At 65.5% G+C, this 22,018-nt stretch carries 15 protein-coding genes and 1 pseudogene; 14 read left to right on the plus strand and 2 right to left on the minus strand.

The genetic code is table 11. The features are described 5' to 3' along the window. Both AC1DVA_RS21540 and AC1DVA_RS21545 read left to right on the plus strand, forming a co-directional pair. A complete protein-coding gene (locus AC1DVA_RS21540; protein WP_476807216.1) occupies positions 1-2,823 on the plus strand; it encodes a DUF4159 domain-containing protein in 2,823 nt (940 codons plus the stop codon). A gap of 2 nt (positions 2,824-2,825) precedes the next feature. After that, positions 2,826-4,916: a hypothetical protein gene (locus tag AC1DVA_RS21545; RefSeq protein ID WP_476807217.1), complete on the plus strand. Its 2,091-nt coding sequence runs from the start codon at positions 2,826-2,828 to the stop codon at positions 4,914-4,916. 112 nt (positions 4,917-5,028) lie between these two features. On the opposite strand, the gene AC1DVA_RS21550 is transcribed toward AC1DVA_RS21545, so the two are convergent. Next, the gene (locus tag AC1DVA_RS21550; protein ID WP_265054431.1) at positions 5,029-5,535 is read right to left on the minus strand and encodes a GNAT family N-acetyltransferase; all 507 of its coding nucleotides are present in this window, start codon (positions 5,533-5,535) and stop codon (positions 5,029-5,031) included. A 305-nt stretch (positions 5,536-5,840) separates the two neighbouring features. Here AC1DVA_RS21550 and AC1DVA_RS21555 point away from each other — a divergent pair, with 305 nt between their 5' ends. After that, positions 5,841-7,361 carry an argininosuccinate lyase gene (locus AC1DVA_RS21555; RefSeq protein WP_265054432.1) on the plus strand — a complete coding sequence of 507 codons (1,521 nt, stop codon included), beginning with the start codon at positions 5,841-5,843 and terminating at the stop codon, positions 7,359-7,361. A 33-nt stretch (positions 7,362-7,394) separates the two neighbouring features. On the opposite strand, the gene AC1DVA_RS21560 is transcribed toward AC1DVA_RS21555, so the two are convergent. Beyond that, the gene (locus tag AC1DVA_RS21560) at positions 7,395-7,904 is read right to left on the minus strand and encodes an NUDIX domain-containing protein (RefSeq protein ID WP_476807218.1); all 510 of its coding nucleotides are present in this window, start codon (positions 7,902-7,904) and stop codon (positions 7,395-7,397) included. Between the two features lie 329 nt (positions 7,905-8,233). Here AC1DVA_RS21560 and AC1DVA_RS21565 point away from each other — a divergent pair, with 329 nt between their 5' ends. From AC1DVA_RS21565 to AC1DVA_RS21615, 11 genes and pseudogenes are all read left to right on the plus strand, one after another. Then, entirely contained in the window at positions 8,234-9,127 is an 894-nt protein-coding gene (locus tag AC1DVA_RS21565) for a metallophosphoesterase family protein (RefSeq protein WP_265054887.1), read from the plus strand. 491 nt (positions 9,128-9,618) lie between these two features. After that, positions 9,619-11,124: a DASS family sodium-coupled anion symporter gene (locus AC1DVA_RS21570; RefSeq protein WP_476807219.1), complete on the plus strand. Its 1,506-nt coding sequence runs from the start codon at positions 9,619-9,621 to the stop codon at positions 11,122-11,124. A gap of 29 nt (positions 11,125-11,153) precedes the next feature. Beyond that, positions 11,154-11,834: a 4Fe-4S dicluster domain-containing protein gene (locus tag AC1DVA_RS21575; protein ID WP_476807220.1), complete on the plus strand. Its 681-nt coding sequence runs from the start codon at positions 11,154-11,156 to the stop codon at positions 11,832-11,834. Then, complete coding sequence (locus tag AC1DVA_RS21580) at positions 11,831-13,453, plus strand: FAD-dependent oxidoreductase (protein WP_476807221.1); 1,623 nt, start codon at positions 11,831-11,833, stop codon at positions 13,451-13,453. The genes AC1DVA_RS21575 and AC1DVA_RS21580 overlap by 4 nt, the downstream gene beginning before the upstream one ends. Further along, complete coding sequence (locus AC1DVA_RS21585) at positions 13,450-14,697, plus strand: NADH-ubiquinone oxidoreductase-F iron-sulfur binding region domain-containing protein (RefSeq protein WP_476807222.1); 1,248 nt, start codon at positions 13,450-13,452, stop codon at positions 14,695-14,697. Before AC1DVA_RS21580 ends, AC1DVA_RS21585 begins: the two co-directional genes overlap by 4 nt. Positions 14,698-15,179: 482 nt before the next feature. Next, entirely contained in the window at positions 15,180-17,396 is a 2,217-nt protein-coding gene (locus tag AC1DVA_RS21590) for a DUF3141 domain-containing protein (protein ID WP_476807223.1), read from the plus strand. 55 nt (positions 17,397-17,451) lie between these two features. Continuing rightward, positions 17,452-17,943: pseudogene (locus AC1DVA_RS21595) on the plus strand (acetate/propionate family kinase); the annotation flags it as partial. 14 nt (positions 17,944-17,957) lie between these two features. Next, entirely contained in the window at positions 17,958-18,743 is a 786-nt protein-coding gene (fabI, locus tag AC1DVA_RS21600) for an enoyl-ACP reductase FabI (protein ID WP_476807224.1), read from the plus strand. Positions 18,744-18,978: 235 nt separating this feature from the next. Beyond that, the gene (locus AC1DVA_RS21605) at positions 18,979-19,626 is read left to right on the plus strand and encodes a CoA transferase subunit A (RefSeq protein ID WP_476807225.1); all 648 of its coding nucleotides are present in this window, start codon (positions 18,979-18,981) and stop codon (positions 19,624-19,626) included. A 6-nt stretch (positions 19,627-19,632) separates the two neighbouring features. Beyond that, positions 19,633-20,283 (plus strand): 3-oxoacid CoA-transferase subunit B, encoded by a 651-nt coding sequence (locus AC1DVA_RS21610; RefSeq protein ID WP_476807226.1) that lies wholly within the window; start codon positions 19,633-19,635, stop codon positions 20,281-20,283. A 72-nt stretch (positions 20,284-20,355) separates the two neighbouring features. Further along, positions 20,356-21,816, plus strand: coding sequence for a short-chain fatty acid transporter (locus AC1DVA_RS21615; RefSeq protein WP_476807227.1), 1,461 nt, complete (start codon positions 20,356-20,358; stop codon positions 21,814-21,816). Positions 21,817-22,018 lie beyond the last annotated feature (202 nt).

Here is a 22,018-nt window from a genome sequence, read left to right on the forward strand (position 1 = left end):
ATGTTCAGCGCCCTCCCCTTGAGTTTCTCCGCCCCGCTCGCCCTGGCAGCGCTCGCGCTGCTGCCGGCCCTCTGGCTGATCCTGCGCGTGACGCCGCCGCGCCCGCGCCGCATCGATTTCCCGCCGCTCAAGATCATGGCGGACCTCGTCGCCAAGCGGGAATTGCCGGCCCATACGCCCTGGTGGCTGCTTGCCATGCGCATGACGGCGGCTGCGCTCGCCATCCTCGCGGTCGCCGGCCCGATCTGGAATCCGGCGCGTGAAGGCGCACCGCTGCGCGGCCCGGTCCTCCTGCTCGTCGATAACGGCTTCGGCGCCGCCGCCGACTGGCCCGAGCGCATCGCCGTCGCCGAATCGCGCATCGCTGCCGCGACGCGCGAAGGCCGCCCCGTCGCCATCCTCGGCCTCGCCGAGGCTCCGGCAGCCATCACGCTCGCGGAACCCCGCGCCGCCCTCGATCGGCTGCGGGCTTTGGCGCTTCAACCTCACGCGCCCGACCGCGCCGCCCATCTGCCGCGCGTCGAGGCCTTCCTGCAGACCGCGCCCGAGGCCGAGATCGTCTGGATATCCGATGGCCTCGCGATGGCGGACGATGGCAGCTTCCAGGCGCGGCTGAAGCAGATTGCCGATGCGCGCCGCCTCTCGATCCATGCCGGGCCGCCCGGCCAGCTCGCGCTCGCCGCGCCCGACAATCTCGCCGGTGCTCTCAGCGTGAAGGTCCTGCGCCCGACGGCGAGTGCTCCCGCGACCGGACAGGTCCGTGCGCTCGACCTTAAAGGCCTGCCGCTCGGCGATGTGCCCTTCATCTTCGAAGGCTCCAATCTGCAGACGACAGCGCGGCTGACCCTGCCCATCGAGGTCCGCAACGCCGTTTCGCGCCTGGAGATCGTCGGCGAGAACAGCGCCGGCGCGGTGGCCCTGCTCGATGATCGCGCGAAACGCCGCCGCGTCGGCATCGTCTCGGGTTCCACCGCCGATACCGCCCAGCCCCTGCTGTCGCCGACCTATTACATCTCGCGCGCGCTCCAGCCCTTCGCCGAGGTGCGCGAGCCGCGCCAGGGCTCGACCGATCCGGTCGGAGAGCTTCTCGCGCAGAACCTCTCGGTGCTCGTGCTCGCCGATATCGGCGCGCTCGACCGCGACACCAGCGCCAAGGTCTCGGATTTCGTCACCCGCGGTGGCGTGCTGCTGCGCTTCGCCGGCGCGCGCCTTGCCGCCTCGTCCGACGACCTGACGCCGGTTCGCCTGCGCCGGGGCGGCCGGACGCTGGGCGGCGGGCTGTCCTGGGAGACGCCGCGTAAGCTCGCGCCCTTCACCCGGGAGAGCCCCTTCTTCGGCTTGATCATCAATGACGACATCCGCGTCACCCGCCAGATCCTGGCCGAGCCGGAGCCGAACCTCTCGCGCAAGACCTGGGCTGCGCTGGAGGACGGCACGCCGGTCGTCACCGGCGAGCGCCGCGGCGACGGCCTCATCGCCATGGTCCATGTCACCGCCGACACGACCTGGTCGAACCTGCCGCTCTCGGTCCTCTTCGTGGATATGCTGCGCAGGGTCGTGAACCTCGCCGGCACGGGGCCCGCCGCCGATGCGCAGAGCGACGAGACTCGCGTGGAGACGCTGTCGCCGACCCGCGTGCTCGACGGAAGCGGCCGCTTCCGCACCCCGCCGGCGACGAGCCAGCCCGTTGCCCGCAACTATGCCGGCCGCGCCACCTTGGCCCACCCGCCCGGCCTCTACGGCCCCACCGACGGCTCGCTTGCCGTCAATGCGCTGACGCCGAACGATACACTCGCAGCCCTGGACCTCGCCGGCCTCGGCGCGCCGATCCTGCCGATCGACGAGCCCGTCGCGCGCGATGCCCGCCCGCCGCTGCTGGTGCTCGCCTTGCTGCTGCTGATCGTGGATACGCTGGCGACGCTCTGGCTCGGCGGACGGCTCAATCTCGGCCGCGTCCGCAAGGCGGCTGCGCCGGCCGCGATCCTCCTGGCCCTGACATTTGCCGGCGGCCTCCTGCCCGACATCGCCCGCGCCCAGCCCGCCCCGGCCGCGCCCGCCGATAATCGCCCGCCGATCCCGCGCGAACTCCTCGCCAATGGCGCCGTGACGCGGCTCGCCTATGTCGTCACCGGCGACAGGGCCGTCGACGACATGTCGAAGGCCGGCCTCGCCGGCCTGAACACCGTGCTCGGCGCGCGCACGGCGCTGGAGCCCGGCGATGCCGTCGGGGTCAATGTCGAGCGCGACGAACTCGCCTTTTTCCCGGTGCTCTACTGGCCGATCGTCGCGGGCCGGCCGATCCCCTCGGCCGAGACGCTGCGCAAGCTCGAAGCCTTTATGAAGGGTGGCGGCCTCGTGATCTTCGACACGCGCGACGCCATGAGCGCGCGGCCGGGCGGCGGCACCACGCCCGAGGGCGACCAGCTCAAGCGCATGCTGCAGACGCTCGACATCCCGGAGCTCGAGCCGCTGCCGCGCGACCACGTCCTGACCAAGACCTTCTACATCCTCGACGAGCTCATCGGCCGCTACGACACGGGCACGACCTGGGTCGAGACGCTTCCGCCGGCGGACAATGACGGCCGCCGCCCGGCGCGCGCCGGCGACAATGTCTCGCCCATCATCATCACCGCCAACGACCTCGCCTCGGCCTGGGCCATCGACAAGCGCGGCGAAGGGCTGGTGCCGCTTTCCGGCGCCGATCCGCGCCAGCGCGAGATGGCGCTTCGCGCCGGCATCAACCTCGTGATGTACGCCCTCACCGGCAACTACAAGGCCGACCAGGTCCACGTCCCGGCCCTGCTCGAACGCCTGGGACAATGACCATGTGGAGCGTCTCCTTCGCCCCGCTGGTGCCGCTGCCGCTGCTGATCGGCCTTGCCGTTCTCGCCGCGCTGGCCGCCGGCGCGGCCATCGTCCTGGCCGGGCGCAGCGCCATCCTGCGGGCGCTGGCGCTGATCGTGCTGACCGTCGCGCTGGCCGATCCCTCGCTGGTCTTCGAGGATCGCGAGCCGGTCAAGGACGTCGTCTCGGTGGTGGTCGACCGTTCGGCCTCGAACCGCCTCGCCGATCGCTCCGCTCAGACCGACGCCGCGGTGGCGGAGGTCGAGCGGCAATTGCGCGGCATTCCCAATGTCGAGCCGCGGATCGTCGAGCTGCGCGACGCGCAAGGCACCAGCGACGGCACCCGCCTGTTCGAGGCGCTCGCATCGAGCCTCGCCGACGTCCCCTCCGAGCGTGTCGCCGGCGCCATCGCCATCACAGACGGCCTCGCCCACGACACGCCGGCCAATGCCGAGGCTCTGGGCCTGCGCGCGCCCCTGCATGTCCTGACCACCGGCCGCAACGCCGAGATCGACCGCCGCATTATGCTGGTCGATTCGCCCCGCTTCGGCATCGTCGGCAAGGATCAGGTCATCCGCCTGCGGGTCGTCGACAAGAACGGTTCGAGCCGCGCCGGCCTCACCATCCGCCGCGACGGCGAGATCGTCGCCCGCCGCGACGTCGCCACCGGCCAGATCGTGCAGGTTCCCATTCGCATCGACCGTGGCGGGCCGAACGTCGTCGAGATCGAGGCCGCGCCGCTCGACAACGAGCTGACGCTCGCCAACAATCGAGCCGTCATCACCATCGAAGGCGTGCGCGACAAGCTGCGCGTGCTGCTGGTCTCGGGCGAGCCGCATCCGGGCGAGCGCACCTGGCGCAACCTCCTCAAGGCCGACGCCAATGTCGATCTCGTCCATTTCACCATCCTGCGCCCGCCGGAGAAGCAGGACGGCACGCCGATCAACGAGCTCTCGCTGATCGCCTTCCCGACGCGCGAGCTGTTCCAGGTCAAGATCAAGGAATTCGACCTGATCATCTTCGACCGCTACGCCAACCAGTCGATCCTGCCGCTGCTCTATTTCGAGAACATCGTCCGCTATGTCCGCGACGGCGGCGCACTCCTGGTCGCCGCCGGCCCGGAATATGCGGGATCGCAGACGCTCGCCCGCACACCGCTCGGCCAGATCCTGCCGGCCGTGCCGGATGGCAGCGTCATCGACGAGGCCTATCGCGCCCAGGTCAGCGAGCCCGGCAAGCGCCACCCCGTCACCCGCGACCTGCCGGGTTCGGAAGTCTCGCCGCCGCGCTGGGGCGAATGGCTGCGCATGGTCGGCGCGCAGGCCCGCGCCGGCGCTGCCCCCGTGATGACCGGCCCCGGCGAACGGCCACTGCTGATGCTGGCGCGCGAGCAGAAGGGGCGCGTCGCGCTCTTCCTCTCCGATCACGCCTGGCTCTGGGCCCGCGGCTTCCGCGATGGCGGCCCCTATCTCGACCTGCTGCGCCGCCTGAGCCATTGGCTGATGAAGGAGCCGGAGCTTGAGGAGGAGGCGCTGCGCGCCACCGCCCGCGGCGGCACCGTCGAGGTCGAGCGGCAGACGCTGAGCGACAATCCCACCCCCATCACCATCACCGGCCCCGATGGCCAGTCGCGGACGATCCCGCTCGAGCCGGGCCGCCCCGGCCTGTTCACCGCGCGTATCCCGACCGGCGATCAGGGCCTCTACCGGCTGACCTCCGACAATCTCACCGCCTTCGCCAGCGTCGGCCCCGAGAACCCGCGCGAGCTGATGGAGGTGGTCAGCGACCCCGCCGCCCTCCAGTCGCTGGCGCAATCGACCGGCGGCTCCTCGCGCCGCATCGGCCGGGAGAGCGGCTCCGGCGTCAGCCTGCCGCGCATCGTGCCGGTGCGCTCCGGCAGTCAGTTCGCCGGCAACGACTGGATCGGGCTGAGGATCAGCGATTCCGGCATCGTTCGCGGCGTGCAGATCTCGCCGCTCTTCGTCGGGCTGCTCGGCCTCGCGATCCTGTTCGGCGCCCTCGTCGCCGGCTGGCTGGGGGAAAGCGGGCGCCGCTTCAAGCGTCAGGCCTGAGGCCCCGCCGTCATTCTCGGGCGAAGCACAGCTTCGACCCGAGAATCTCTGGACGAGAAGCCACTGGTTTCCGAGATGCTCGGGTCAAGCCCGAGCATGACGCCGGTTGGGTTCACCCCACCCGCGCCGACGTCACCGCACCGCGGCGCTGCTTCAGCACGCCTTCGACCAGCTCCAGCGCCAGGAAGCGCGCCGGATCGGCCGGGCCGGGCAGCACGAGCTGGCCGAGAGGCAGGACCTTGAAGCCGAAACGGGCGTAGTAAGGCGCATCGCCGATCAGCATGATCAGGTCGTAACCGGCCTCGCGCGAGGCCTCGATCGAACGGTCCATCAGCGCAGCCCCGATTCCCCGGCCTTCGAAGGCGGGGTCGACCGTCAGCGGCCCGAGCATCAGCGCCTTGTGGCCGCCCGCGACGACCGGCGTCACCTTGATCGAGCCGACGAGAAAGGTGCCGACATGCGCGGCGAAGGACAGCGCCGGATCGGGCGGCACGCCCTCTCGCAAGCGGAAAGCCGTGCGAGCGAAGCGGCCGGGCCCGAAGGCGCGCTCATGCAGGCGCTCGATGGCGGCGGCGTCCACGGGCAATTCGTGGCGGATGGTCAAAGGCAGGGATGTCATGACGTTAACGCGAGGCAAGAAGCGGATCGGCGAAACGAAGGCAGGCGCGTATGGGCGCAATGCCAGGCAGGCGCTTTCAGCGCGCCGGTCGTCGCAGGTCTCGGAGGCTTTGCCCGTTCGTCATGGGCTGCGCCTCTAGCAGAGCTTCCGGCCGGCGTCCATCCGTCTCGCGCCAGCGCCCCGCCGCCTTGCCGGCGATGGCGGATTGGTTTCGATTCACGACGTGAACGGCGGGGGGAATAACCGGTCGCTTTCGAGGAGCGACAAGGCATCGGACAGGTGCCGCTTCACAACGGAGGAAACCAATGCCGACACGCCTGTGGCACGCTGTCATCCTTCTGGCGGCGAGCGCCCTGCCCGCCCATGCCCAGCAGCAGGCCCTGCCGAAAGAATCCGTCAGGGACGAGTTCTTCTGGCTCGGCGAGATCAACAAGGCGAGCACCGTCATCAATACCGAGCAGGGCCTGCTCGACCGCATGCTCGCGCCCAAGCTGGCACAGGGCATCGCCAAGGTGATCGCAGCCGGCAACCAGCCGGGCGCCAAGCGCCCCTCGACCGTCATCACCTTCGAGCCGCTGATGATCAAGGAGGCCGGCGTCGAGGTCACGCTGATCCATGCCGGGCGCTCCAGCCAGGACATGCATGCGACCTACCGCGCCGCGATCCTACGTGACCGGATGCTGACGCTGGCCGACGAGCTCAACAGGACGACGCGCACGATGGTGGAGCTCGCCGCCACGCATCGGGGGACGATCGTCCCCAACTACACCAACGGGGTCGCGGCCCAGCCCAACAGCTACGGCCACTATCTCCTCGGGCTCGCGGCGGGGCTCGATCGCGATGCCCAGCGCATCCGCGAGACCTATGCCCGCGTCGACCGTTCGCCGATGGGCACGACCGTCCTCAACGGCACGAGCTGGCCCCTCGATCGCCAGCGCATGGCCGATTATCTCGGCTTCGGTGCCCTCGTCGACAATGCCTATGACGCCTCGCAGATCGCCGCCGCCGACCTGCCCGTCGAGACCGGCGGCATCGTGACCGGCATCGCGCTCCATATCGGCGGCTTCATCGAGGACGTGATGACGCAATATGCGCAGTCGCGGCCCTGGATCCTGCTGCGCGAGGGCGGAGGCAACACCTATGTCTCCAGCGCCATGCCGCAGAAGCGCAATCCCGGCCTGCTGAACGGCACGCGGGAGGAGGCCTCGACGGCGCTCTCGCTCGCGATGGGGCCCATCTTCAAGGCGCATAACATCCCGCCCGGCATGCCCGACGCCAAGGATGCCAAGGCCAACAGCGCCATGATCGACAGTGCCGCCAAGACCCTGCAGGGGCTCGACCGCATCCTGAAGGCGCTGGTCATCGATCCCGACCGTGCTCTGGAGGAGCTCAACAGCGACTGGACCGCCTCGCAGGAGCTCGCCGACGTTCTGATGCGGCAGTACAAGCTGCCTTTCCGCGCCGGGCACCACTTCGCCTCCGAGGTGGTCGACTACGCCAAGGACAAGGGCATCAAGCCGACCGACTTTCCCTATGCGCAGGCGCAGGCGATCTATCGCAAGGCGGCGGTGGAGATGAGCCTGCCGGTGGCGGAGCTGCCGATGAGCGAGGCCGAGTTCCGCGCGACGCTGGACCCGGTCGCGATCGTGAAGAACCGTGCGACCTCCGGTGGTCCACAGCCTGCCGAGATGGACCGCATGCTGGCGGGCGCGAAGCAGCGCCTCGATCAGCAGGATGCCTGGATCAAGGACAGGCGTACACGGATCGCGACGGCTCTGGCGAAGCTCGACGCCGATTTCGGCAAGCTGGCGAAAAGTGCGGAATGAGTCGCGCGATCCCGCGCCAGCCGACGCTCGCGATCACCACTCGGCCGCGGGGAGCTTGCCCGCGGCGATCTCGTCCAGCCGCCGCCGCGTGGCCGGCGTCGTCCCTTCCGGCAGATCGTCGAGCCGGAAAAAACCGGCTTCCGCGATCTCCCGATCCGGCTGCTTGACCTGCTCGACCTTGAACGCGCGGATGACATAGACGGCGATATGGTCGCGCCGCGAAATCCGGCGATTGAAGAACAGCCCGTACAGCACGGGCCGCTCCGTCGCCGCGATTCCGGCCTCTTCCGACAGTTCGCGCTCCAGCGACTCCGCCGCCGTCTCGCCGACCTCGACGCCGCCGCCGGGAAAATGCCAGCCCGGAACATAGGTGTGGCGGATCAGGAAGACCTCGTCGCTATCGTTCAGCACCACGGCGCGCACGCCGAAGGTCACGCCGCGCGCGAACCGAAAATAGAGATGGAGAAGCCGGGTCAGCAGTCGCTGCCGGATCGTCCGGGGCGTTTCCGGATCGGCAGAGCCGGAGTGCGTCGGCGGTTGCATCGGAGATTTCTCAAGCCCGAGTTAATTGTCTATGCAAAAAGCGCATAACGGATCGTCCAGCAACTTGGTTGCTCTGTCACAAACGCGCCCCAAATAAGGATCACACCGCCGCATCACCGCTGGGGACTATCGTCATGTTGCTTTCTTTCATCATCGCCCGCCTGAGGGCCAAGCCTGCCTATGTCTGGAAGCCCGCTGTCACGCTGACCGATTCGCGTATCGTGTCGGAGCTGACCGGCTACGCCAACTGAGGCTGTCCGCATCCGCCAGTCGAGGCGCGTCAACAGCGCGCTTGACTGACGGCACGCGGGAAGGGCAAGCGCTTGAGCGTGTTCAAGCTCGCGCATCTGTCGGACCCGCATCTCGGCCCGCTCGCCGGGTTTTCGCTGCATCAGCTCTTTGGTAAGCGTGCGACCGGTTACGTCAACTGGCGCCGCAAGCGCCGGCACGCCCATGACATGGAGATCCTGGCGCGGATCGTCGCCGACATCCATGCGCAGCAGCCGGACCATGTCGCCTGCACAGGCGATGTCGCCCATATCGGCCTGCCGAACGAATTCAAGACCGCCATCGCCTTCCTCGACACGCTCGGCCCGCGCGAGACGGTCAGCTTCGTCCCCGGCAATCACGACACCTATGCGCGCTCCTCGCTGAAGCCGCTGGCCGGGCTGCTCGCTCCCTGGATTTCCGATGACGAAGGCCGCGCCGGCTATCCGTGGTATCGCCGCCGCGGGCCGGTCGCGCTGATCGGCGTCAACAGCGGCGTGCCGACCATGCCGCTGATGGCGACGGGCCGCGTCGGCAGCGAACAGATGAAGCGCATCGAGGCGTTGCTGGATCGCGCGCGCGACGAGGGTTTGATCCGCGTCGTGTTGATCCATCACCCGCCCTATGTCGGCGGCGCCAAGCGCGGACGCGAACTGGTCGACGCCGCCGCCTTCGAGGCCATGCTGAAGCGCAAGGGCGCCGACCTCGTCATCCACGGCCATAACCACAGCTTCTCGCTGGCCTGGCGCCCAGGCCCGGGCCATGACGTGCCGATCGTCGGCGTGCCCTCGGCCTCTCTCGGCCCGCGCGGCCATGGCGAGCTCGGAACCTGGCATCTGTTCCGTATCGAAGGTGATGCGACCGCGCCCCGGATCACGCTGGAACAGCGCGGCTTCGAGCCCCATGGCACGGTCATGCTCCGCCAGGAGATCGCACTGCTCGGCGAGCGGGTCTGACGGTCAGGCCGTCGTTTCCGCGCCCCGCTTCCCTTCTCCCCTTGCGTGATCGAAAAAACTTGCAGGCGCCATAAATTGTCTTATGTTATCAATTAGATACATTGTTATCTGCGACAATCCAAGTTGAAGGGTAGATTATAGGCAGCATCGGAACTCCCAAGCGCGGCAGCCTGACGGAGCGCGGGTTGGCGAGCCTTGCCGCGCCTGCCAGCACCCCGAGCTCATCGAACCGGCGGTGTTGACGGGCCGGCCGTCGCAGCCGGCATAGTCATCGGCCTGCACCATGCTGGCGAAGCCTCGCAGATGCTACATGTTGGGCCGCATCTATTGTCAGGGTGCACGGCGTACTTGCACCTAGCGGCAAACCTAAAACCAATTAACCTGCAATAATCTGGTGTTGAGTCTCTCAGTCCGGTGAGCGGTTGGTGTCGCAGCTATCGAGATCTGCGAACTTCTCGATCGAATTCACGGTTGCAAGGGGGAAATTGCCGATGCTCGGGCGCCTGAAGGCGATGTTCGATTTTTTCAAGGCATCGGTACCGTTCCGACTGCAGCCCGCGATCATCACGACGATCTTCCTGGTCGTCATGCTGCTGCTGCCCGCCCCCGAAGGGCTGACGCCGAAGGCCTGGGCGCTTCTGGGCATCTTCCTGACCACCATCCTCGCGATCATCCTCAAGGTCATGCCGATCGGCGTCATGGCCATGATGGCAATGACCATCGTCGCCCTTTCGCAGGTCACCGCGACCTCCTCGAGGGGCGCCATAGCGGACGCGCTGGGTAGCCTGTCCAGTCCCCTCATCTGGCTGATCGTGGTCGCGATCCTCATCTCGCGCGGCCTGAAGAAGACCGGTCTGGGCAGCCGCATGGGCCTGATCTTCATCAGCCTGCTGGGCAAGCGGACCATCGGGATCGGCTATGGGTTGGCGATCTGCGAACTGGTGCTGGCGCCCTTCACGCCCAGCAACACGGCCCGCGGTGGTGGCATCGTGCATCCGATCATGCGATCGATCGCGACCGCGTTTGATTCCGATCCTGCCAAGGGCACCGAGCGGAAGATGGGCACCTACCTGTCGCTCGTGAACATGCATGCCAATACGATCACCTCGGGCATGTTCGTCACCGCCACGGCGCCGAACCCGCTGGTGGTCGACTATGTCGCGCGGGTCACGAACCAGACCTTCCATCTCACCTGGACGGCCTGGGCGCTCTACATGGTGGTACCGGGCCTGGTCTGCCTCCTGCTCATGCCCATCGCCATCTCCAACCTCTCCCCACCCGAGGTGAAGGCGACGCCGGATGCGGTCGGATATGCGCAGACCGCACTGAAGCGCATGGGCCCGCTCTCGGGCAAGGAATGGGTGATGATCGGCACCTTCGCGATGCTGCTCGTGCTCTGGGCCAACGTGCCGGCGATGATCTTCGGCCCGGCCTTCACGCTTGACCCCACAGCCGTTGCCTTCCTGGGCCTGTTCACCCTCATCATCACCGGCACGATCGATTGGGACGACGTCCTTTCGGAAAAGAGCGCCTGGGATACGCTGATCTGGTTCGGCGCCCTGGTGATGATGGCCGAGCAGCTGAACGAGACCGGTGTCATCCCCTGGTTCTCCAACCTGCTGAAGAACGGCATCGTGGCCGCCGGCATGGGATGGGAGCTGGCCGCGACGCTGCTCGTGCTGCTCTTTGTCTTCTCGCACTACTTCTTCGCCAGCACGACGGCGCACATCAGCGCCATGATGCTCGCCTTCCTGACCGTGGGCGTCAGCGTGGTGCCGCCCGACTATGTGATACCGTTCTTGCTCATGATGGTGGCCGGCTCAAGCATCATGATGACACTGACGCACTACGCCACGGGCACCTCGCCCATCATCTTCGGAAGCGGTTATGTGCCGTTGGGCACCTGGTGGCGCGTCGGCTTCATCATGTGCGTTGGGGAGCTTATCATCTACGCGGTGCTCGGCACCACCTGGTGGAGGATATTGGGCCTCTGGTGAACCCGATGACGGATGGAGGAGAAACCCGCATGGCCGACGATGCCGCAGCCGCCGATGGCGTAGGCTTCACCTTCGACGGCCATGCCATCCGGGCGACCAGGGGCGTCTCCCTGCTCCAGGCCTGGATCGGGGCCGGCCTGCCGCTCACCGAGAATGTGGGCTGCATGGGCCAGGGGGTCTGTGGTGCCTGCCGGGTTCTGGTGCGCCGCACGGGCGAGCGGCTGGCCAGCACGGCGCTCGCCTGCGAGATGCTGGCCGAGGAGGGCATGCAGGTCGCCTTCATCGACCATTTCCCGGCTAGCCGCGCGCATGGCTACGACCTGCAACTCCTCACCGACAGCTGGACAGCCATCGAGCAGATCGGCGCGGTCTTCCCCGAAGCCAAGCATTGCCGCCACTGCGGCGGCTGCGACCACGCCTGCCCCAAAGGGATCGAGGTGCAGCGCATGGTCGATCTGGCCGTTCTGGGCCAGACCGACGCGGCGGCGGGGCTGTTCGATCACTGCGTGCTCTGCAATCTCTGCGTTGCCGCCTGCCCCGAGCATATAGACCCTGCGCATCTGGGCCAGTTCGTGCGGCGGATGCGCGCCTCCCTCACACTGCGCCCGTCGGACCTGATCATGCGCCTGCACGAGATCGGGGAAGGCCGGCAGCCGATTGACTTCGACGCGCCCGGCGCCAATCCGCCCGCTACGGAGTCCGTTGCTTGAGCGCCGCCTGCATTCCGCATGCGCAAGCCGTGGAGGCTTGGCGAGCTGCCGCCCCGGCCCCGGCCAAGGCATTGGACCTGCCGGTGCAGGACCTGCTGGCCGGCTACCACCCTGACCGCCAGCCGGGCGCCATGGTGACGCTCCGGGTCGGCGTCAGCGCCGGCCAGGAATGCCCGGCCATCCTCGCTGACCTGCTGCAGGCGGATTCGCTGCTGGAGGATGTGGACCTCGCCGGCGCTCCGACCCTGGACGCTGATGTGTTGGTCATCGGCGGTGGTGGAGCGGGCTGCGTGGCGGCATTAACCGCCGCCCGTGCCGGGGCGCGCGTGCTGGTCGCCACCAAGCTGCGCATCGGAGACAGCAACACCGTCATGGCCGAAGGCGGCATCCAGGCCGCCGTGGGCGCCGAGGATAGCCTGCAACGCCATTTCGAGGACACGCTGCGCGCGGGCCATTTCACCGCCGACAAGGCATTGGTGGCGGCCCTGGTCGCAGACGGACCTTCCGCCATCCGCTGGCTGATCCAGGAGGGGATGAACTTCGACCTCACCGAGCACAGCCAACGCATGGGCGGTACGCTGCTGCGCAAGAAGCCGGGCGGCGCCACCGCGGCCAGACTGCTGTCCTATCGAGACTTCACCGGGCTGGAACTGATGCGGGCGCTGCGGGAAGCGACCCTGCTGCAGCCGGGGATCACCCTCCTCGACCGCCATCCGGCGCTGGAATTGCTAAGCGACGATCGCGGCCGCTGTGCCGGGGCGGTCCTGCACGACTTCGCTCACGGCCGCGCGGTGCTGGCGCGCGCCGGGGCGGTGGTGTTGGCCACTGGCGGCGCGGGGCGGCTGCATCTCGCGGGGTTTCCGACCTCGAATCACTACGGCGCCACGGCGGACGGGCTGGCGCTGGCCTATCGCCTCGGCGCTGCGCTGCGCGACGTGGACAGCTTCCAGTACCACCCTACCGGCATCGCCTGGCCGCCGCACCTGGAAGGCGCGCTGGTCAGCGAGGCGGCCCGCTCGTCCGGCGCCTATCTGGTGAATGGGCGGGGTGAGCGTTTTGTCGATGAATTGCAGCCACGCGACATCGTGGCCTCAGCGGTCCTGCGCGAGATCGCCGAGGGCCGGGGCATCGGCCGCGATGGCAAGACCGGCGTCTTTCTTGACACGCCATCCCTGGAACAGGCGAAGCCCGGCATCCTGGAGAAAAGCCTCGTCACGCTGCTCCACCTCGCGCATCGCGGCGGCTTCGACCCGGCCGAAGAACCCTTCCTGATCCGTCCAACGCTGCACTACCAGAATGGCGGTGTGTTGATCGACCCGAAGGGCCGCACGGCCGTCCCCGGCCTTCTGTGTGCCGGCGAAGTGACCGGCGGACTGCACGGGCGCAACCGCATGATGGGCAACGCGCTGCTGGAACTGGTGGTGTTCGGCCGCCACGCCGGTGCCAGCGCGGCGGCCGACGCACGGGGGGAGCGGCCGCGTAACGTCGGTCTGGCGCACCTGGCCAATTGGCGCCGCGCCCTTGAGATGCAGGGCCTGCCACTTAGCCGCAAGTCGCCGATGATCTTTCCGCCCTATGGCAATTTCGACGCCTCCACCGATAGGTCGATCGCCACATGACCGCAGTGCTCACCGCCGAGGCCATCCAAGTCGGTCCGGATCTCGCCGGGTGGCTCGCGGCGGGCGGCGGCGAAGGGTTGGAGCGTGCCCTGTCGGACCCGGCCAGCATCATTCCCACCCTGGAAGCTGCCGGGCTGCGCGGTCTGGGCGGCGCAGGCTTTCCGACGCATCGCAAATGGGCCGCCGTGGCTGCCCAGCCGCTCTGCCCGGAGGGAGGCGGGAAATGGATCATCTGCAATGGCAATGAGGATGAGCCAGGCACTTTCAAGGACCGATTCCTGCTCTCCCGCACGCCCCACCAGGTGATCCAGGGCGCGCTCATCGGCGCGATCGCAGTCAAGGCGAACAGGATTGCCCTCTACGTCAATCCGCGCGAGACCGGCTTGGTGGAAATGCTGCACGCCGCGTCCGCGGCGTGGCGCCAGCATCCTCTCCTCGCGCGCGTCGGCGGGGCGATCGGGATGCCTGTGGAGATCCGTGTCAGTCCCAGCTCCGGCCTTTATGTCGGCGGCGAGGAGACGGCAGCGGTGGCCAGCGTGGTGGGCGGCTTTCCCTTCCCGTCGCTCAAGCCGCCCTTCCCCGCCGAGAAGGGCGTGTACGGCGCGCCGACGCTGCTGAACAATGTCGAGACCTTCGCCCATGCGACGCACATCCTCGGCCGGGGCGCTGCTTGGTATCGGGGGCTCGGCCTCGGCGATGCGGTGGGCACCAAGCTCTATTCGCTGTCCGGTGACGTAATGCGCCCCGGCCTGCACGAACTGCCCATGGGCACCTCCCTACGCGACCTGGTGTTCGGCCATGGCGGCGGAATGCTCGCGGATAAGGGGTTCAAGGCCGTCTTCACCGGCGGTCCTTCCAACACGCTGCTGACGGCCAGTGATCTCGACGTGGCGCTGGATTTCGACAGCCTGCGGGCACGTGGCTCGCGGCTCGGCACGGGTGCGATGATCGTAGTTGGCGAAGGCACTAGTATCCTGCGCAAGACGGCAGAATACGTCGCTTTCTTCGCGGCCAATTCCTGCGGTCAATGCCCCTCCTGCAAGATCGGCACAAATCAGGTTTCGCGCATCCTCGAGCGTATCGAGGCCGGCGCCGGGCGGCCGAGYGATCTTGCGGCCCTGGAGAATCTTACGCGGCTGCTGCCTGGTTCCGGCCGTTGCGGCCTGGTGGATGGCGCGGCGACGGTGCTCGCCAGTTCACTGTCCACGTTTGGCGAGGAGTATAGGCAGGCGTTGAAGCTCTGATTGCGGCATTTCGGGACGCCAGCCGCGGGGCCTCGCGCCAATTTCACTCGGCTACTTACGTGTTAGGCCGTCTGGACGAATTTGATCAAGCATAGGCCTGCGGCGAAGCTGACGATGGACCGAAAATTCCGGGCTGTCTTTTCGCATCGGAGGCCAACGCGCTTGAAGCGTTTGAGGGTGCCGATGCCCTGCTCGATACGGGCGGGCCTTATGAGCGTGATGGCGAAGAAGGCGGGCCTGTCCTTCTCTTTGACGCCCAGTCGTCTTCGTCCATCCGAGTAGACATCGCTTCCGACCTCCAGATCAGTCGAAACCCATGAATCACATGCGATTCTCCGCTGGAATCCTATTTGCGCGTGCCTCGGGCGCTCAGTAGATGCAGTTGTCGGCCAGAACTGGCGTTTCGAGATCGGACTCGTAAATTACGCACTGACCGGCTAAAACCGCGCCGACTAGGAACTGAATTCCGGCGGGAGTGTGTAATGGTCAAGCCGACGACATCTCAGAAATTAGACCCGTCCACGCTAGACAGCGCATTTTCTTACTCGACCGACGCGTGGCAGCGCGCGATTCTCTTCCTCGATACAATGCGCAAGCGAGCAGGACAGTATGAGGAGCAGGCGAAGCAACTCGCTCCAAACGTACTCGACTATGAAGCGGAATTGATTTGTGACGGGCGCAACCTCGCGCGCCCGGTCAACTACGTTCTGGCCGGCATCATACCACCGCCCGACATAGTCATCGACCAACGCAAGCGTCCCTTCGTTGTCGTCGATCCGCGCGCAGGCCATGGCCCCGGGATCGGCGGCTTCAAGGCCGACAGCGAAATCGGCGTCGCCATGAAGGCGGGACACCCCTGTTATTTTATCGGCTTCTTGCCCGACCCTGTGCACGGCCAGACCATCGAGGACATCGCGCGCGCCGAGGCAGTCTTCCTTGAGAAAGTCATCGAGCGGCATCCAGAGGCTGAGGGCAAGCCTTGCGTAATCGGCAATTGCCAAGCGGGCTGGGCAGTCATGATCCTGGCATCGCTGCGCCCGGAGCTTTTCGGCCCGATTATCGTCGCCGGCACGCCGTTGTCCTACTGGGCTGGCGTCAGGGGGCAGTTTCCGATGCGGTACGCGGGGGGGCTGCTCGGCGGCAGTTGGTTGACCGCGCTTGCAGGCGATCTGGGTGCCGGCATCTTCGACGGGGCTTCGTTAGTTCAGAATTTCGAGAGTCAGAATCCCGCAAACACGCTTTGGTCGAAGCAATACAATCTCTACTCAAAGATCGACACGGAAGCAGATCGTTATCTCGGTTTCGAAAAATGGTGGGGTGGGCATGTAACACTCAATGCCGAAGAAATGCAGTTTATCGTCGACGAGCTCTTTGTGGGGAACAAGCTTGCAGCCGGTGCGATTCAGACTTCCGATGGAACGACGATCGATTTACGCAACATTGCCTCACCGATCGTGGTCTTCTGCTCCAAGGGCGACAACATCACCCCCCCGCAGCAGGCGCTCGACTGGATCCTCGACCTATACGATAGCGTCGACGACATCCGCGCCTATGGCCAGACAATCGTCTACGCGGTGCACGAGACTGTGGGTCATCTTGGTATCTTCGTCTCTTCGGGAGTGGCCCGCAAGGAGCACGATGAGTTCGCGTCCAATATCGACCTAATCGATGTGTTGCCGCCCGGCCTTTACGAGGCAGTTCTTGAGGCAAAGGGTGAAGCGGTCACAAATCCCGATCTCGTAACGGGGTCATGGGTCATGCGCTGCGAAGCGCGAACCCTGGATGACATTCGTGCCATGGGCGGAAATGATCTGGAGGATGAGCGACGGTTTGCCGCCGCTGCGCGCGTCTCCGAAATCAACCTCGCGCTCTACCGGACCGTGGCGCAGCCGATCGTCCAGGCACTCGTCACAACGCCGATGGCCGCGGCGTTGCGGAGCCTGCATCCGCTTCGCCTTTCCTACGAAATGTTTGGAGCCAGCAATCCGTGGCTCTCATGGGTCGAAGGCGCCGCGGAAAACGTTCGGGGACACAGGCAGGCAATCCCCGCCGATAATCCTTTCTTGGCGCTTCAGGAGAAGGCTTCCGACCAGATCGTCGAAAGTTTCGAAAATTGGCGCAAACAGATCGAGAAAATGTCGGAGCAAAGCTTCCACGCCATTTATGGAACGTCGGCGCTTCAGAGCGCGCTCGGTGTCGACGTCAAGTCACATCGCCGGCCGCGCCAAGCGGCGGCGAACCTGCTGCACGCCAAGCTCCTCGAAGCCCGGATTGCAGAATTGCGCGCGCTCATGACGGCAGGTGGGCTTCGCGAAGGGCTGGCCCGTTCACTAATCTATGTCGGGTTGGCACGCGGCAGCGTTGACGAGCGCGGCTTCGAGGCGATCCGTCGTATCCGACAGGCCCATCCTGCGACGCGGCAAACAAGCCTTCGGGAATTCAAGAAAGTGATACGCGAACAGTACTACATGCTCCTGATCGACGAGGATGCGGCACTCGCAGCCATCCCGGCTTTGCTGCCGAAGCAGCCAGACGAGCGGCGTGCGGCTTTCGCGGCTCTGCGCGAAGTGCTGGAGGCGGCAGGCTCGCTAACGGACGCCACTAGCGAGAGGCTCGCGCGCATTGCCCTGTTCTTTCAGACTCCAAGTGAGCCGGTAGCTCTTGGGCCGTCGAATCCAGGCAATCGTATCGCGTCCTGACTTCATCCGAAGGGATCCCGCATGTCCGATCGCGCCGCCCAGCAATTGACGCACTGGCCTCCCGATGGGGACCCGACCCGGTCAGCTCGATCCCGGTGTAGTGCTCTAACTGATGACCCACAAGGGCATGAGCGCGGAGGATGTTTCTGATCTTCTGTATCGCGATTCCGGGCTCAAGGGTCTTTCCGGCCTCTCCAATGACATGCGCGATCTGCTGGCGAGTGACGAGGCGGGCGCGGCCTTCGCAATCGACCATTTCGTCCATCGCTGTGCGCTGCAGGCCGGGATGTTGGCGGCCGCTCTTGGTGGACTCGACGCCTTCGTCTTCACCGCAGGAGTCGGTGAAAACGCGCCGGCTATCCGCGGCTGCATCGCCGAACGTCTTGCCTGGCTGGGTGCCGATCTAGACCCCGACGCCAATGAATCCGGCGCCGTTTGCATGTCCACCGCAGCAAGCAAAGTGGCGCTCCTCGTGATTCCAACTGACGAGGAACTCGTCATCGCCCGCCACACCTTCGCGTTGCTCCACACGTCCGCCGCATCCTGACCGGAGGTCCCGTCATGCCGCTGCCCACCGTCAAAGCCAAGCTCCTGGAAGGCCGCAGAGGGTTGATCGTCGGCATCGCCAACGACCGGTCGATCGCCTGGGGTTGCGCCCGCGCCTTTCGCGCCTTTGGCGCCGAACTCGCCGTCACCTATCTCAACGAGAAGGCGAAGCCCTATGTCGAGCCATTGGCGCAGGAGGTGGAGGCTGCGATTGTCATGCCGATGAACATGAGCTCGCCCGGAGAGCTCGAAGCCGTTTTCGAGCGCATCCGATCCGAGTGGGGAGAACTGGATTTCGTGGTTCACTCGATCGCATCCGCCCCCAAGGACACGCTTCGGGGCCGCGTGACGGACGCGCCGCGCGAGGGGTTCCTCGAAACCATGGAAATCTCGTGCTGGTCGTTCATCCGCATGGCGCATCTGGCCGAGCCGTTGATGAAGAAGGGCGGCACGCTTTTTACCATGACCTATTACGGCTCGCAGATGGTGGTAGAAAACTACAATATCATGGGTGTGGCCAAGGCAGCTCTTGAATGCTCGGTGCGCTATCTCGCCGCCGAACTGGGCCCCAAGGGTATCCGGGTCCACGCCGTTTCGCCCGACCCCCTCGCCACCCGCGCAGCCTCCGGCATCGCCGAATTCGATGAATTATTGGCGAAGGCCAAATCCCGTGCCCCGGCCCGCGAGCTGATCAGCATCGACGATGTCGGCCTGGCGACGGCTTTCCTCGCTCACGATGCCGCCCGATTAATGACCGGAGACGTGATCTACATTGATGGCGGCTACCACATCATGGACTGAGCGGGCGCGGGCTGCGATCAACCAACCATGTATGTGCCCCTATCAGGCGCCGTTGCGGGTTTTGCAGCTGACTTCCCATCCGCATCTGTACAAGCGCCCTAGCCGGCTCGCCGCTTGGCAGCTGTGGAGGCTCCCTAAAGGACAATAGCATCGGCAGTCCGACGCATTAGCGTTCGATTGGAACCGCTGCGGATTTCAAACGGCAAGACGCGCATCTTGAATGTGAGGGCCGGGCATGAAGTCGATCCCTGTTGCTGACGCGGTCAATATGGTCCCTGACGGCGCGAGCCTGATGATCKGTGGCTTCATGGGTGTCGGCACGCCCGAACGTGTAATCGACGAGTTGGTGCGCCAGGGAAAACGCGACCTGACTGTGATCGCCAACGACACTGCGATGCCCGGACGCGGGATCGGCAAGCTCATCGACGCAGAGCTCGTGCGAAAAGTGATCGCGAGCCACATCGGGCTCAACCCGGTCACGCAAAAACAGATGATCGAGGGACGGATCACGGTCGATCTGGTGCCGCAGGGGACGTTGATCGAGCGCATCCGATCGGGCGGCTATGGTCTTGGCGGTGTTCTGACGCCGACCGGCGTGGGAACCATCGTCGAGGAAGGCAAGCAGAAGATCGAGGTAGATGGCCGGAGCTATCTCCTCGAAACGGCGCTCCGCGCCGATTTCGCGATCATCGGCGCCTTCCTTTCGGATTATCTCGGCAATCTGACTTACGCGCTCACCGCCCGGAACTTCAACCCCGTGATGGTCATGGCCGCCGACACAACCATGGTGACGGTCGAGCATGTCGTGCCGGTCGGCTTCATTCCGCCGGATCACGTCGTCACGCCGGCGCCTCTCGTCGATTATGTGATCGCTACCGGGTGACAGCCGATGGATGCTCAAGAGATTATCGCTAAGCGGATTGCGCTGGAATTGCGAGCGGGAATGCTCGTTAATCTCGGGATCGGCATTCCGACGCTGGTTGCCAACTATGTTCCGGACGGGATCCAGGTGTTTTTCCAATCCGAGAACGGACTTATCGGCACCGGTCCTGTTCCGGAGGAGGGGCTGATCCAACCGCTTCTGTCAGACGCTGCCGGCCGTCCGGTGACGGCTCTTCCCGGCGCGTGCACTTTCGACAGCGCCACCTCATTCGGCCTGATCCGCGGCGGCCATGTCGACATGACCGTGCTCGGCGGCCTCCAGGTCGATCAGCAAGGCCTGCTGGCGAACTGGATGATCCCCGGAAAGATGGTACCGGGCATGGGCGGTGCGATGGATCTCGTTGCCGGCGCCAAGCGTGTTGTGGTCGCCATGCAGCACACGGCCAAAGGTCAGCCCAAGATTCTGAAGACCTGTTCGCTGCCACTGACATCGTCGAGGCCCGTGGACCTCGTGGTCAGCGAGATGGCCGTCATCGCATTTCCTGATGGGCAGGCAACGCTGCTCGAGACCGCGCCTGGCGTAACTGTCGACCAGATCGTGGCTGCGACGGAAGCAACTCTTCGGATTCACACCAATGTATTTGAGATGAAAATCTAGAAAATCAGAAAAGTCGACACCGAGATTGCCTCAACAGATTTGATGAAGAAAAATCTTCGAGGAAAATGAGCCATGACGAAGCCGGTATTGGCAGAGATTCCGAATTTGCGCGACGAGCCTGCGCCGAAGGAAGGCGTCCTGGCGAGAATCGCGATTTCCTTTACTGCGTGGGCAGAGCGCTGGTTTCCCGACGCCTTTGTCTTCGTGGCGATCGCGGTTGTCGTCGTCGCGCTGGCTGCAATGTTGAACGGCGCGTCCGTTCTCTCGGTCAGCCGGGCATTCGGCGATGGCTTCTGGAGCCTAATCACCTTTACGATGCAAATGGCCTTCGTCGCGATCGGAGGCTATGTCGTCGCGGTATCGTCTCCGGCCCAGAGGCTCATTCATCGTCTCGCCGAGATTCCACGAACCGGGCCAGGAGCCGTTGRCTTGATTGCGGCCATCAGCATGCTGGCGTCGCTCTTAAACTGGGGGTTGAGCCTCATTTTCGGCGGGCTGCTGGTACGCGCGCTCGCGGAGCGCCAGGAACTCAAGATGGACTATCGTGCCGCGGCCGCGGCGGCCTATCTGGGGCTCGGCGCCACCTGGGCGATGGGGCTTTCGTCCTCGGCTGCGCAACTGCAGGCGAATGCCGCCAGCCTGCCGAAGTCGCTTTTGCCGATCACGGGCGTCATCCCATTCTCCGAAACGATCTTCCTTTGGCAGTCGGTCGTCATCACCGCCGTTCTGGTGGCCATCTCGGTCGTGATTGCCGTCTCGTCCGCTCCGGGGCCCGGCACTGCCATCACGGCGCAGGCCATGGGGATCAAGGTCGAGCGCGGGGAGACGGGTGAACAGCGGCAGCCACAGCAGCCAGGCGAGTGGCTGGAACATTCCCCTCTGCTGACGGTCCTAATCGTCGCACTTGCAGCGGGGTGGTTGATCCATGAGTTTGCGACCAAGGACCCGATGATCGCGATCTCCAGCCTCAACACCTACAATTTCCTTTTCATTATGCTCGGCATGCTGCTGCACTGGCGGCCAAGGCGTTTTCTTGACGCGGTCGTGAAGTCCGTTCCGGCGACTTCAGGAGTGCTGATCCAGTTTCCGTTTTACGGCTCCATCGCGGCAATCCTGACGATGGCGAAGAACGAGGCCGGCCTGACCGTCTCCGACCAAATCGCTCATGCATTCGTCGCGATGTCGACCCAGCACCTCTATCCTTTGGTGATCGGCATCTACTCGGCGGTGCTCGGCTTCTTCATTCCTTCGGGAGGCGGCAAGTGGCTCCTCGAGGCGCCCTATGTGATGCAGGCTGCCAACGACCTCAAAGTACATCTCGGCTGGGCGGTACAAGTCTACAACGCGGCCGAGGCGCTTCCGAACCTGATCAACCCATTCTGGATGCTACCGCTGCTCGGCGTGTTGGGGTTGAAGGCGCGCGACGTCGTCGGCTTCACGTTTCTCCAGTTGCTCGTCCACCTGCCCCTTGTGCTGTTCATGCTCTGGGCGCTGGCCTACACGCTCGAATACCATCCGCCGGTGATCCCATGATCTGGAGCGCCTCGATCTCGCGGAGTGCCTGCAATTCGCCGGGGATGGGAAAGTGAAGGTTCACTACTCGGTCAATCGGCTGGAGGACATCAATGGCATCTTCGACAGGATGCGGAACAATCAGATCGACGGCCGTGGCGTCATGAGGATGTAGCTGGCGCTCGCGCCAGCATGGACGAGAGCGGGGATAGGCCGGCAACCC

The sequence above is a fragment of the Allobosea sp. P4_C6 genome (assembly GCF_056402015.1).